The organism is Desulfosporosinus sp. HMP52 (assembly GCF_000765145.1).
Lineage (GTDB): Bacteria > Bacillota > Desulfitobacteriia > Desulfitobacteriales > Desulfitobacteriaceae > Desulfosporosinus.
The window spans coordinates 19,605-32,012 of the sequence record NZ_JMGA01000003.1; the positions used below are offsets into that span (position 1 = coordinate 19,605).

The following is a 12,408-nucleotide window of genomic DNA, read 5'->3' on the forward strand; positions in this document are numbered from 1 at the left end:
TTTCGATTAAATGATTCGCAATTGCAGTAACATCCCTCCGAAGTTCCGCGCAGGTACCTATGCGAAACGACAATATATGATTGCCCTCAAGCATGTTTCGCCGAATACTGATTCTGTTCAAGTAATAGTTGATTCCAATATGGGAAGGATGCAGAAGCCTTATGAAGATGATTTTTAACAGCAGACACCCTATGAGAACTGGGATATTTGATATGGAGGAATTTAACCAACAGCTCAATTTTCCTCAAAAATACCTTGATATAGACCATCAAATAGATTAAATCGTATATGTGTAGAAAATAAAATTCCTATCCACCATTAATTTTTTATAAAGTTTTTAAAATTGCTTTATAGTATATTTAAAACTATGAATTAAAATAAACACATGAGAACAACAAGAGCGGTTTATGATAAAGGGAAAAACAATGTTAAAAATTATCTAGGAAGAAGGTGAACAAAGTTGAGATCAAACCATAATTTTCGTAAGTTTTATCATCGGCTTCATCAAGAAAAGTTGCGTCATGAGAAATATCGTCATTTGAAGCACGGGGAATTCCCGGACTGGAATTACGAGGAATTCCGCAGCATGCGCAGATCCATGAAGTTTTTCCGCCCCATCGGTTTCCTTTTAACTCTGTTTCTTTTATTCCTGCTGTACTATTGGATGGGACTGAAGGCCATCGGTGTAATTTTTGCACTTATCCTTATTACCAAGGAAATGGTCCACTTTATCTTTTACCAGCGCTTGGAAAAGAAGGTCTTTAAGCCGATCGAACAGCTGAAGAATGGATTCACCGAAATCGGCCAAGGCAATTATAATGTGTCGATTCAGCCAGAGGTTCAAAATGAGTTTGCGCAGTTAATTCATTCATTTAATGAGATGGCCCTTAAACTCCAGGAAAGCGAACGAATCAATCAGGAGTATGAGGAAAACAGAAAGAATTTGGTCGCGAACATTTCTCATGATTTAAAAACGCCCATCACGTCGATTCAGGGCTACCTGGAAATGATCATGGAGGGATATGTTACCCAGCCGGAGCAACTGAATCCGTACCTGAAGACCATTTACAGTAATACCGTGTATATGAACAAGCTGATTGATGACCTGTTTTTATTCTCTAAACTGGATATGGACAAATTAAATATGAATTATGAAATCCTGAACATCCAAGCCTACCTGGAAGATTTGGCAATTGAACTGAAGTTTGAATTTGAAGAAAAGCAACTTGAGTTTTCCTACCGAGATCAGACAGACCAGGATTATCCGGTCAGGATTGACGGGAAACGGGTCTATCAGGCAATCAGGAATATCGTGGACAATGCTGTGAAATATGGTCCGGAGCAGGATTTAAAAGTGGTCATGGAGTTATCTGAGCAGGAGGAGTATGTTTGCATCAATATCGCAGACAATGGTCCGGGAATTCCGGCCGACCGGCTCCCGCACATCTTTGACCGATTTTACCGGATTGACCTTGAACGTTCCAAGGATTTTGTGAGTACAGGGCTGGGGCTGGCGATTGCCAAAGAGCTGATTGAGGCCCAGGGAGGAAAAATAACGGTTGTCAGTATCAGCGGGGAAGGGTCCCGTTTTACAATCAAGCTGCCTGTTCAGAAATAGAGGTCATGAAAGTGGGTGGGAGATCATGAAAAGTGTCCTGATCGTTGAGGATGATTTAAATATTGCGGAGATGGAGCGGGATTACCTGCAGCTAAATGGCTATAAGGTGGACATCGTTATGGATGGGGAGGCAGGGCTGCAGAAAGCTCTCACCGGGGTCTATGACATTCTGATTGTGGATTTGATGCTGCCGCAAAAAGATGGTTTTACGATTATCAAAGAAGTCCGGCTGAAGCTGGAGATTCCGATTATCGTTCTGTCGGCCAGGAGTGAGGATATTGATAAAATCAGGGGACTGGATTATGGGGCCGATGATTATCTGACCAAGCCTTTCAGTCCAGCGGAGCTGATGGCCCGCATCAAATCCCATTTAAACCGCTATGAACGCTTGACTGGTAAGAATTCAGCTCTGGAGATCATCAATTACCGCGGGTTGGAAATCAATACAGCCGCCCATAAAGTCTATGTCAACGGCAAAGAAGTGCAGCTCACGGCCAAGGAATACGAACTCTTGCTCTTTTTCGCCTCCAATCCCAACCTAGTGTTCAGTAAGGAGCACCTTTTCGATAAGCTTTGGAGTGCGGAATACTATGGTGATCTGGCAACTGTGGCCGTTCATATCCAAAAGATCAGGAAGAAGATTGAAAAAGATCCGGCCAATCCGGAATATATAGAGACCCTCTGGGGAACCGGTTACCGCTTTAATTCCTGAAGACTTATAAGTTCAGTTATCAATCGTGCATCTAATGAGCATTAAAAGAAAAAGTGCAAAGTAGTCAGAGGAGTGTTGATTTATGAGTGTAAACGTTAATTTGAATCGCTGCGATGGCTGCGGTGTCTGTGTCAGCAAATGTCCGGCTAAGGTACTGGCCTTAAAAGAAATCAAGCAGGAGGACTATGACCGGCTTGGTATGTTTGGGAGATTGAAAATCAAATTCAAGGGTAAATCAAGAGCTTATGTCATTAAGGCATCCGCCTGCACCCAGTGTGGAAAATGTCAGATTAACTGCCATGAGCGGGCGATTAAAATAGGGTGAATCTCCTAACCCCTAATGTCAAAGGAGCATGTGCGCCTACGTACCATGAGGCTCAGGCAGCGGCAGCCTTCCGGGAGGTTAAACAAAGCCTCAGTGACCGGCAAATCCGTTTAACGGAGATAGTGCCGGCAGAATTGGCCCGGCAGCCTGTGCAGCTCTGGCGGGAGGTCGTTGCGGAAGTGGGTGGCGAGGTTTTGCGAAATGGCCCTTTTTGACGGGGATTAAGCTAGCTTACTGAAAGGCGGAACAGCCCGAATTGCCAAACCTCCCTATCCCGAGGCACTGAAAGGCATATATGAGCAGCCACTTGAAACTGGAACTCTCTGGGCCTCACCGGTACGCAAATTTATTTTGACATCTGACAGACGTTTTAGAACTCGTTAAAAACGGCAGAGCAAACATTTTTTAGGCTTTTGGCAATCGGTGAAAATAGGGGTTTAAGTCATTATTGTTGCCTACTATAATGAACTAAAAGAATATGAATTAGGGGGGATACTATGACTGAAACATTAAACCCTACTCAACCGTCAGCAAGTTGCTGAGCCCCGAAAATCGATGCTGGTCAGCATCAACTGGAGACCAACACAGAGAATTGTCAAATGTGCGGCCAACCACTGGACTATTTCAGTGTCGGCAAGGAAATGACCTGTCACCAATGCGGAAAGACTGAGATTGGCAACATTGGCTGTCCTAATGGGCATTATGTTTGTGACGATTGTCACGGAAAACATCTTTTTGAGTTCCTTTTGAAGGACATACAAACAACACAGGAACAAAATCCCTTTGCGATTGCTGAGCACCTCATGAGCCATGAAAAGGTACCGATGTTAGGATGTGAGAACGCCTGGATCGCTGGCGGCGCTTTTCTCGCAGCACTAAAAAACGAAGGGACGCTCACAATAACCGACGATCAGATTAGCGAAGCTTTGCATCGAACGAAAAGACAAGCCATCGGCGGATATTGCGGTTTAACGGGTATCTGTGGCATCGCCCCAGCCCTTGGAGCCTGCTTTAGTGTTATTCTAGGAGCAGGGTGTCCCAAAGATCAGGAAACAGCGAAGACCATGAATGTTGTTGGCAACATCGTTCATGCCATTGCCAATCTCACTGGTCCGTGCTGCTGTAAGGCTTTTGTCAGGGCTGCCCTCACTGAAGCCGTTGCCTCGGCTCAAATGCTCTTTAATGTCTCTCTGGCTGCTCCCGATCAGATCGTTTGTACCTATAGCGCGCGACACCCTCATGAATGCCGAGGAGATAAATGCCCCTATTATAAGCAAACGGATAATACAACAGAAATTCTTAGCATTTTACTTTCAAGCAAATGTGAAAAATATTTAAAGGTTAGAGATAGCCAAAACAAATGGGATGAAATTAATGAGTCCGAACATGAATTTGTTACTGCTGAAGAACAGTCCTATCTTGAAGAAGTAAAAGCAAAAGGTCAATTTATTGATCAAGATGAACTTCTAAAAGAATTGGGGATAAACAAAGATGAGATACAATATTAAGATGAAAAAGATTGCCTTACATACTTAAAGAAATTGGACAGAAACAAAAAAACTTCTTAAGAAGGGTATGGATTTCAAGTCAATCTCCGACATTACAGGTATGTCTGAAGAGGAGATAGAGAATTTAAGATGACACCAATCCATGACAGTTTAGACCGAAGAGCGCTCAAATAAGGGTGCTCTTTTTCGATTTAATGATTCGCAATTGCAGTAATATACTGCGAATATTTAACCATATTACGCTGACACCAAAAGGCGATGTAACGGAGTAAAAATATGGTATAATTAATATGGAGATTATGCAGAAAGAGGTTACGTTCATGAAGCAACGCCTATTGGGACAATTGCTGGAAGAAAAGGAAATGAAGCTCAAAGGCGGTCTGTACCATCAGACACAGATCAAGCTTGCATATAATTCTAACAGGATTGAAGGTAGCCGTCTTTCTGAAGATCAGACCCGGTACATTTACGAAACGAATACTGTCAATATAGAACAGGATGAAGCTGCAAGTGTTGATGATATCATTGAAACGGTTAATCACTTTTCCTGTTTTGACTATATGCTTGCTCATGCGGATGAGGAACTGACGGAGGTAATGATTAAGCAATTTCACTGGCTCCTGAAACGGAACACATCCGATGAACGCAAGGAATGGTTTCGTGTCGGGGACTACAAGACCAGACCAAACGTGGTCGGCGACATGAAAACAACGGCACCCTCAAAAGTCAGCAAGGAAATTCAAAAACTGCTTACTGATTATCATCAAAAAAAGGACATTATAATAGAGAATATAGTAGATTTCCACTACAAATTTGAACGCATACATCCTTTTCAGGATGGTAATGGACGGGTGGGCCGTATCATCATGTTTAAAGAGTGCCTGAAGAATGATATCCTGCCTTTTATCATTGACTATGAATATAAGCTTTTTTATTATCGTGGTTTGAAAGAATACAAAACAGAAAAAGGGTACTTAATGGATACCTGCCTGTCTGCCCAGGATCAATATGAGAAGATGGTCGCGTATTTTTTTCCGGATTTCAGCCAAGCAGTTCCGGACATGAAACAGTGATAATTAACAATCATAATACTTTTTGAATCATACCCTGCCGTCAAGGCCCCACCAGGCTTAAACGGCCTCTTTGTGTAAGCGTTATGCTCCGCTTGAAATTTTTTCAATCGGTTGGTTGCGCTGTTTAGTTAACGACGATTTCTAGGGTGTTTGTTTCGAATTTTTCCTGGTGCGGATCATGTCGTGTCCGTGAGGCGTGGATAATGCCAGCCTGGCTCGTACCACTTTATATAAGTGGGATGTATATGCATGCGCTATGGTAAACTCTTAGAGACGATAAACAGCAGAGATTATCTGCTTAAAGTGTTTGACGATGAAATATTTAATGTGTTGGTTGAGAAGATAGAAATTCTCACGCCAACGCATTTTATTTTGAGTCAAAGCGTAGTTACATTATTCGAAGGTATGAATACTGGTGCAAGGGTCGTTTTTCAAGACAAAATATCTTTTTTCCCGGTCAATTATATTAGCAGCTTGAAACTCTTTAAGTGCCTGAATGACCATAACACGCGAAGAGCCGATCATATCAGCTAATTCTTGCTGGGTGATTTTTAGATCTATCAAAGTCGAGGTCGGCCTTTCTTGTCCATATTGTTCAGCTAAACGATAAAAAAGTTGCAACAATCTCTCTTTAACGGGTAATCCGGATTCCTTTCCTGATTTCAACATGGTTTCATAACGTTTTTGCCCTAAGTAGCCAATAATCCTCAGGGCAAACGAAGGATCTTGTTTGATTAACCCTTCAAATTGAAGTTTACTGAAACAGCATATGCAAACCTCTTCCATAGCTATGGCGCTTGAGTGCTCATTTTGTTCTTGATAGAAGGACAATTCACCTAAGACTTCACCGGGACCGCATACATCCAGTATTGTTTCATGGCCATCCTCGGCAGTTTGTACGAGTTTCAGCTTACCCGATTTTATTAGGTATATGGTACTTGTTGCCTCTCCTTGACGAAAAAGGTAGTGTCCTCTGGACAATCTTTTTCTATTTGTACATTGACACAAGTTAGTAAATTGATCTCGTTCTAGTCCCTGAAATAGGTCCAATTGCTGAAGACAGATAATGCAATGCCTCATGCTTTTCCTCCTCATGCATAATAAGGGTTGCTAAAATAGAGTGTATCAGAAAAATGTCCAACAATACTAAAACCTGAAATGCACAATAATCCCGCCTGTCATAAGCGGGATTATTGTGCATTCAGGAGATTCTACAGAAGCACCTCTGCCTTTTCTGCCTTAAATAAAACCAGTTTCTCTTCTATGCATGCTTTGCCAGTGAGCCTGTAGCCTTTGGGGCCACCTTCCATCGTTGCTATTACAACCTGCATCATTCCGTTATCTTTGATGTTTTGTTGAGTGACCTCCATCTTGTAGATACCAAACCCTAGTATATCAGCATCTCTTATTTCTGCTACTTTTCCTACTACGATCATGTGCGGTTCTCCATGGACAGAAGCAGTAGTGATGGGAATAAACGGAGCCTTTGATATTACATCTTTAATTTCTTGAGTTATAACCATTAAACTCACTCCTTAAACTTTTTTTATGTATTTAACCGATGTTAGTAAGAATTTACTTGACTAATGCTTTCTCTAACGTTTCAACCACACTCTTTTTAAAAACTGCCAAATCAACATTTTCAATTTCGATTGGTACCTGTGTATATTCGAAAAAATCCAAGATATCCTCATCATTGAACTCGGATACACCAGTGTCTAGGAGCAAGATTTTATCGTAGAAACCAAAATTCTGCCTAGCATCAATTTCGTCCCAGCCTTGTCCCTTACTGAAAATTTCCCGCCAGTTCTGCAACCAACCTTGAGTAATGTAAAATATCTTATCCGATTTTTCTAGCTCATTCTGTCTCTCCTTACCTAAAATTAATTCAATACAATTCCTAGGTTCCAACTTAATAACATTGTATTCTTCTATGAACTCGCTCATCTCAGGATGGCACATAGAGCCGAAAAAGAGGACTGCTTGTTCTTCCGTTGCATTATTATTTAAAGCCTCGGTGATGGCATCTTTCAGTTTATCATAGTCTACATGCAGAGCTGGTGCTGTGTAGATAACTTTAAACTCAGCATCAGATTTACATTCAGTTCTTATTTCCTCTAGAACTCGCTCAAGCTCCAGTTGGAATATGCCGCAGGCAACTATACGCACCTCCATATTAATATCACCTCTTCTCTGAGCTACGTTATCCTCTAGTCACTAGATCAAACAAGTTAACTCGTCTTATGTAATCTTAACATGGAATAAAAAAGAAGAATGTTAAGTAATTAACAAAATTCAAAATAGTTGAATAGTCTTGGCAAAGAGCGTAAAAGTGAAAACAAACGAGAGTATGTCTCTTTTATAGATGGGAATTAGAGATACATTGGGTCATGGGGGAGGGCACCGAATACTCACTCTATATTACTAAAGTATTACCACTCGATTTGACTCTACTGTATATATCCCTGACCTATTACTATCTGGTTCAACTCTGTTAAACGGACCCTGAAATGAAACTGGGCGATCATATGTTATAATTGTAATCATGATGATGAAGGAGGAAGGGTATTAGAAATGGCAGAGTCTTACATCTTGAAAGTCAGTTTAGGGAGGGGCCAGTGGCGGCGAATTCAGATTCCTGCCGACGCAACCTTGCACAAATTCCATCAAGTCATTCAGCGTGGCTTTGGACTGAATGATGATCATCTCTATGCTTTTTTCATGGAAAATAAAGCATGGTCTCGTAATGGAGAGACCTATTGGTCCCCCGTCAATGATAGGGGGCCCTTTGCTGATAAAGTAAAGTTACTCCGGCTTAACCTGATGCCGAAGCAAAAATTCCTTTATCTATTTGATTTCGGAGAGGAGTGGAGATTTACCGTCACTTTTGAGAAGAGCGCAGAAGAAGTGGCGGTAGCTAAAGTGATCGCAGGGAAGGGAGAACTCTTGGAACAATATCCAGAGGGGGAGTAAGAATAATGTAAGTGCATGATCATTTGGTTAAAGAGAAGCGCCCTTATCTCGCTTTTATGGTGAGAAAAGGGCGCTCTTGACTTTTCGGCGTGCTGCTTAGGCCCTACCTCGCTTCAAATTCGATCCGCAGGCTGGGATCTGTTTCCTTCACGTCAATAATAGCATTATATTTTCCAATAACCTCCGCCAGTTTTGTCAAAAAAGATTCACCTATAAAACGTAACATATTTTTTAAACTATAAGCAACTAAGCCCGCTTCCTGCAAAAAATTGAAAGTAACAGCAACTTCACCTGGCATAGTTTCAAGATGAGATAGGTTTGGCATATCTTGACATTATATCGGAACGCCGATACTATGGTCATAGGTGATGAAAATGACAATACAACAGCTTATGCAGGACATGCAGATGTCCCGTTATCGGTTATCAAAAATCAGCGGGATTCCATGGGCAACTCTCGCAGATATTTATTCCGGGAAAACACATCTGGACCGATGCGGAGCAGGGACGCTTTTCAAGCTGTCCAAAGCACTCGGTCTATCTATTGAGGAACTGTTGGTGCTGAAGACAGAGCCGGAGAAAAGGACGGCCGATGGGAAACCGAACAGAAAAATGTACTTGGAAACTGAACTGTCGGGGAGTATTCAAAAAGCAATCAAAGAATACTTGCAAGGAGAAAAGGAGCAGGTGCTGCATCTTGACTGCTTGTGGGATGAGTTATATGGAGCCATTAATGCCGACCTTTGGTCGGGCTTAATTACGGAGGAACAGGCAGGCTACCTGCGCGAAAAATATCTTGGTTTAGGCGGAAAGGAGGAAAGTATTCATGATTGACTTTACATCATGTGAAATAAATAGGTTCAGAGCATATGGCGGTGCGAATGGAAATAAAATCAATATTCTTTATGAGGGCAGCAGCTACATGCTGAAGTTTCCTCCCGTCTCAAGCCGCAATAAAGCAATGAGCTATACCAACGGATGTATCAGCGAATACCTCGCCTGCCATATCTTTGCATCTCTCGGGTTTAAGACCCAGGAAACTCTGCTGGGAACCTATACTGATCCGCGAGGGAAGGAAAAGGTGGTAGTAGCCTGTGGAGATTTTACCGAAGGCGGCAAAAGGCTCATTGAGTTTGCCCATTTGAAGAATACATGTATCAACAGCGAACAGAGCGGTTATGGGAAGGAACTTTCCTCCATCCTGCAGGCAATCGAGGAGCAGACGCTTCTTCCAAAGGATCAGCTTCGGGATTTCTTTTGGGATATGTTTATTGCCGATGCATTGCTCAGCAATTTTGACAGGCACAATGGTAATTGGGGTATTCTTGTAGATGAGCAGTCCAAGACGGCTGAAATTGCCCCCGTTTATGATTGTGGCTCCTGTCTTTATCCGCAACTTGCGGCTGGCGATATGGAAGCCGTTCTGAGCAGTGAGGATGGGATTAACAAACGTGTCTATGTTTTTCCCGCCTCATCTATTGAGGAAAACGGAAAGAAGATATCCTATTTTGAATTTATCTCTTCTCTGAAAAATCCAGACTGCACGGCAGCCTTGAAAAGAGTCTCCGCACGGATTGATATGGAGAAAATACGCACTCTCATTGATGAAACACCAACGCTGATTCCAGTACAAAAGGAATTTTACACGGTGATGATTTCAGAGCGAAATGCAAAAATCATTGATTACAGCATGGACAAATTTATGAAGCTGGAGTTACAGGAGCGGGAGCAAGGGGAAAGTTAGGGGCAGCAAAAACAAACTAGTGAGATATGTGTACATCGTTTATCCAAATGCAGGTGTGACTCACAGAAAGATGCTCCGGAAGGGGTTACCCCTGTCTAAGGGTATTCATTAGTCGGCGTCCGAGAATTATATTAAAACGTTTGTATCAACAAAACTTATACGGGATAATGACGTATTTGCACAGAGACAATCAAATACGGACGATTCATTCCTCGTTGGCGATTGAAAAACAATTCCCTGCCCCTGGAGCAAATGACGGATGTGATAAATGGCAAGCGTGTTCTTGGCGCACCAAAGAAGACCCATTTTGAAGAATGGTTATAAAGTAACAAAAAAACTTCTTAAGAAGGGTATGGATTTTAAGTCAATCTCCGATCTTACAGGTATGTCCGAAGAGGAGATAAAGAATTTAAGATGACACCAATCCATGACAGTTTAGACCGAAGAGCGCTCAATTAAGGGTGCTCTTTTTCGATTTAATGATTTGCAATTGCAGTAACATACCAGTGAATATTTAAAAATAGTTTACCGGAAAATGAACTAATTAGGTAAGATAGAACTCATAGGTATAGAAGTGAGGGGAAAAGCTTTGGAGAATGAGTTTATCCAGATGATAGAACGGGCAAAAAAGGGGGATAAAGAGGTACTTATTCAACTCATTATGAGGCAAAAACAGGATTATTATCGCCTGGCCTATATCTATATGAAGAACCCAGACGAGGCCTTAGATGCTATGGAAGATATGATTCTTAAAGTCTATGAAAATATAAAGAGGCTGAAAGATAATGCTGCTTTTTATAGTTGGAGCAAGACAATTTTAGTAAATTGCTGCAAAAATAACCTAAGAAGAAAGAACAGAGTAATTTTAAGCGGGAGTATTCCCGAAGGTGCTTATGCAGACGTCTTTCAGATGAAAGATGAACAACTGGATATTGAGCAACACCTGGGGAAAATTAATTACAAGTTCCGGGAAATTCTGAAACTAAGGTATTACCTTGATCTGGAATATGAAGCTATAGCTGCAATCTTAAAAATCCCTTTAGGAACAGTCAAATCAAGAATTCACACCGGGCTTATAAAATTAAAAGAAAGCATGGGAGTGAGTGAAGAATGAACCAAATTGAAGAAATTCTTAAAGCCAAGAAGTTACAGGTCAGTGAAATGGAAGTTCCCGAAGAGTTAGAGGGGCGACTTCGCAACGCCTTAAACAAGCAAAAACAATTTAGATTCGGAAATAGATTCAGAGTTTATGCAGCAGCCATGGCCATGGTTTTCATTTTACTATTATCTTTAAACTATGATGTGGTTGCTTTCTATAGTAAACAACTCCTGGGGTACGATCAAGTTATGAATGCATCCTTAAAGCAATTGAGTGAACTCGGCAAAGGACAACCTATAGGTAAGAGTTTTACATTTGACAATGAAGTCTCTTTGACCGTGGATTACGTAATGTTAGATGAGAATCAACTTTTATTGTTCTATACCATAAAAGATCCCTCAGGGCACGTGGATAAAAACGATATTACGGCTTTTATGTCCTTAAAGGCTTTCTGGGGAGAGTACAATCATCAGAATTCCCAAGGGATCATTAATGAAGAAAATACAGAAATTAAAAATATTGCCAGTTTTGAGCCACCCAAACTTTTTGAAAAAAACTTAACATTAAAGTTCTCTCGGATTCTCAAGGGAAGAGAAGATCCTGCCGAGATAAGTTTTACTTTAAATAGGAATACTGCTATGGGACATACTTTGAAAAAGGCTCTCAATGAAACGATTGAAGTTGATAAAAGCAAAATAAAGATCCATTCAATTCTGGCATCCCCCACAAAAACTGTCATCGAGGGTTCAATTCAAAATATTTTCGAATTGGCTAAAGATCAGCTAAATGGAGAGAGACTACGAGCAACTGACCTTACACTAAAGCTCATTGCCAATGGAAAAGAGGTGGCAAGACAAGGGAGCGGCATGAGTACGGATATGAAAGGGATGACTTTTCATTGTGATTATGATCCATTACCCACAGATTTAGAGCAGCTACAACTAGAAATGTTGAGCTTTGGCGCAGACCATGATATAAACCAACAGTTCAAGTTAATAAATGATGGTGAGAAGCAGAGCTTAAACATTCAAGGACAAAAGGTGGAGATCAATAAAATCGAAAAAGTACAAGGGGAGACGCAAATTACATTTAGCAGTAAAGAAGGACTTATCTTAAGTCGAGTTTATTTATGGATTGACGGACAGAAGGTTTCTCTCGAACAAGCCATCATGGACGATTATGACAAGTTGCCGGATGGCACCATCATTCATACCAGAACCATGCGTTTCTTAGGTACTGGGGATGAGTTAAAACTTGATGTCCAAAGAATGACTTATACAACAAGCTATGACAAAGTGCTTGAGATTCCGATAAATTAGATTTGTGTCATGTTTTTAATTCATAATTAATTTCAAGG

15 protein-coding genes are annotated in these 12,408 nt (G+C 41.2%); 11 read left to right on the forward strand and 4 right to left on the reverse strand.

The window, feature by feature from the left end; translation table 11 throughout:
* The first annotated feature begins 460 nt into the window (after positions 1–460).
* From DP73_RS01315 to DP73_RS01340, 6 genes are all read left to right on the forward strand, one after another.
* Positions 461–1,618 (forward strand): HAMP domain-containing sensor histidine kinase, encoded by a 1,158-nt coding sequence (locus DP73_RS01315; RefSeq protein ID WP_034596893.1) that lies wholly within the window; start codon positions 461–463, stop codon positions 1,616–1,618.
* A gap of 25 nt (positions 1,619–1,643) precedes the next feature.
* Positions 1,644–2,330 (forward strand): response regulator transcription factor, encoded by a 687-nt coding sequence (locus DP73_RS01320; RefSeq protein WP_034596894.1) that lies wholly within the window; start codon positions 1,644–1,646, stop codon positions 2,328–2,330.
* Between the two features lie 82 nt (positions 2,331–2,412).
* Positions 2,413–2,655, forward strand: a complete 243-nt coding sequence (locus tag DP73_RS01325) for a 4Fe-4S dicluster domain-containing protein (protein ID WP_034596895.1) — start codon at positions 2,413–2,415, stop codon at positions 2,653–2,655.
* Complete coding sequence (locus DP73_RS01330) at positions 2,652–2,870, forward strand: hypothetical protein (protein ID WP_034596896.1); 219 nt, start codon at positions 2,652–2,654, stop codon at positions 2,868–2,870. Before DP73_RS01325 ends, DP73_RS01330 begins: the two co-directional genes overlap by 4 nt.
* Positions 2,871–3,227: 357 nt before the next feature.
* Complete coding sequence (gene mbdU, locus DP73_RS01335) at positions 3,228–4,163, forward strand: metal-binding double selenoprotein MbdU (RefSeq protein ID WP_348982366.1); 936 nt, start codon at positions 3,228–3,230, stop codon at positions 4,161–4,163.
* 320 nt (positions 4,164–4,483) lie between these two features.
* Entirely contained in the window at positions 4,484–5,236 is a 753-nt protein-coding gene (locus DP73_RS01340) for a Fic family protein (RefSeq protein WP_034596897.1), read from the forward strand.
* A 393-nt stretch (positions 5,237–5,629) separates the two neighbouring features.
* On the opposite strand, the gene DP73_RS01345 is transcribed toward DP73_RS01340, so the two are convergent.
* From DP73_RS01345 to DP73_RS01355, 3 genes are all read right to left on the reverse strand, one after another.
* Entirely contained in the window at positions 5,630–6,316 is a 687-nt protein-coding gene (locus tag DP73_RS01345; protein ID WP_034596898.1) for a Crp/Fnr family transcriptional regulator, read from the reverse strand.
* Between the two features lie 131 nt (positions 6,317–6,447).
* On the reverse strand, positions 6,448–6,759 hold the full coding sequence (locus tag DP73_RS01350; RefSeq protein ID WP_034596899.1) for a pyridoxamine 5'-phosphate oxidase family protein: 312 nt from the start codon (positions 6,757–6,759) through the stop codon (positions 6,448–6,450).
* A gap of 52 nt (positions 6,760–6,811) precedes the next feature.
* Entirely contained in the window at positions 6,812–7,411 is a 600-nt protein-coding gene (locus DP73_RS01355) for a DUF1638 domain-containing protein (protein WP_034596900.1), read from the reverse strand.
* 399 nt (positions 7,412–7,810) lie between these two features.
* Between DP73_RS01355 and DP73_RS01360 the strand changes: the two genes are divergently transcribed.
* Positions 7,811–8,209, forward strand: a complete 399-nt coding sequence (locus DP73_RS01360; RefSeq protein ID WP_034596901.1) for a plasmid pRiA4b ORF-3 family protein — start codon at positions 7,811–7,813, stop codon at positions 8,207–8,209.
* A gap of 103 nt (positions 8,210–8,312) precedes the next feature.
* On the opposite strand, the gene DP73_RS01365 is transcribed toward DP73_RS01360, so the two are convergent.
* Positions 8,313–8,534 carry a hypothetical protein gene (locus DP73_RS01365; RefSeq protein ID WP_034596902.1) on the reverse strand — a complete coding sequence of 74 codons (222 nt, stop codon included), beginning with the start codon at positions 8,532–8,534 and terminating at the stop codon, positions 8,313–8,315.
* Between the two features lie 49 nt (positions 8,535–8,583).
* Here DP73_RS01365 and DP73_RS01370 point away from each other — a divergent pair, with 49 nt between their 5' ends.
* From DP73_RS01370 to DP73_RS01385, 4 genes are all read left to right on the forward strand, one after another.
* A complete protein-coding gene (locus DP73_RS01370) occupies positions 8,584–9,042 on the forward strand; it encodes a helix-turn-helix transcriptional regulator (protein WP_034596903.1) in 459 nt (152 codons plus the stop codon).
* Complete coding sequence (locus DP73_RS01375) at positions 9,035–9,952, forward strand: HipA domain-containing protein (RefSeq protein WP_034596904.1); 918 nt, start codon at positions 9,035–9,037, stop codon at positions 9,950–9,952. The genes DP73_RS01370 and DP73_RS01375 overlap by 8 nt, the downstream gene beginning before the upstream one ends.
* A 589-nt stretch (positions 9,953–10,541) precedes the next feature.
* A complete protein-coding gene (locus DP73_RS01380) occupies positions 10,542–11,066 on the forward strand; it encodes an RNA polymerase sigma factor (protein ID WP_034596906.1) in 525 nt (174 codons plus the stop codon).
* Positions 11,063–12,370, forward strand: coding sequence for a DUF4179 domain-containing protein (locus DP73_RS01385; RefSeq protein ID WP_034596908.1), 1,308 nt, complete (start codon positions 11,063–11,065; stop codon positions 12,368–12,370). The genes DP73_RS01380 and DP73_RS01385 overlap by 4 nt, the downstream gene beginning before the upstream one ends.
* Positions 12,371–12,408 lie beyond the last annotated feature (38 nt).

Bases quoted from the DNA above. Each gene is read 5' to 3' on its own strand.
- DP73_RS01320 (WP_034596894.1), top strand. From the start codon at position 1,644: ATGAAAAGTGTCCTGATCGTTGAGGATGATTTAAATATTGCGGAGATG.
- DP73_RS01325 (WP_034596895.1), top strand. From the start codon at position 2,413: ATGAGTGTAAACGTTAATTTGAATCGCTGCGATGGCTGCGGTGTCTGT.
- DP73_RS01340 (WP_034596897.1), top strand. From the start codon at position 4,484: ATGAAGCAACGCCTATTGGGACAATTGCTGGAAGAAAAGGAAATGAAG.
- DP73_RS01345 (WP_034596898.1), bottom strand. From the start codon at position 6,316: ATGAGGCATTGCATTATCTGTCTTCAGCAATTGGACCTATTTCAGGGA.
- DP73_RS01350 (WP_034596899.1), bottom strand. From the start codon at position 6,759: ATGGTTATAACTCAAGAAATTAAAGATGTAATATCAAAGGCTCCGTTT.
- DP73_RS01355 (WP_034596900.1), bottom strand. From the start codon at position 7,411: ATGGAGGTGCGTATAGTTGCCTGCGGCATATTCCAACTGGAGCTTGAG.
- DP73_RS01360 (WP_034596901.1), top strand. From the start codon at position 7,811: ATGGCAGAGTCTTACATCTTGAAAGTCAGTTTAGGGAGGGGCCAGTGG.
- DP73_RS01365 (WP_034596902.1), bottom strand. From the start codon at position 8,534: ATGCCAAACCTATCTCATCTTGAAACTATGCCAGGTGAAGTTGCTGTT.
- DP73_RS01370 (WP_034596903.1), top strand. From the start codon at position 8,584: ATGACAATACAACAGCTTATGCAGGACATGCAGATGTCCCGTTATCGG.
- DP73_RS01375 (WP_034596904.1), top strand. From the start codon at position 9,035: ATGATTGACTTTACATCATGTGAAATAAATAGGTTCAGAGCATATGGC.
- DP73_RS01385 (WP_034596908.1), top strand. From the start codon at position 11,063: ATGAACCAAATTGAAGAAATTCTTAAAGCCAAGAAGTTACAGGTCAGT.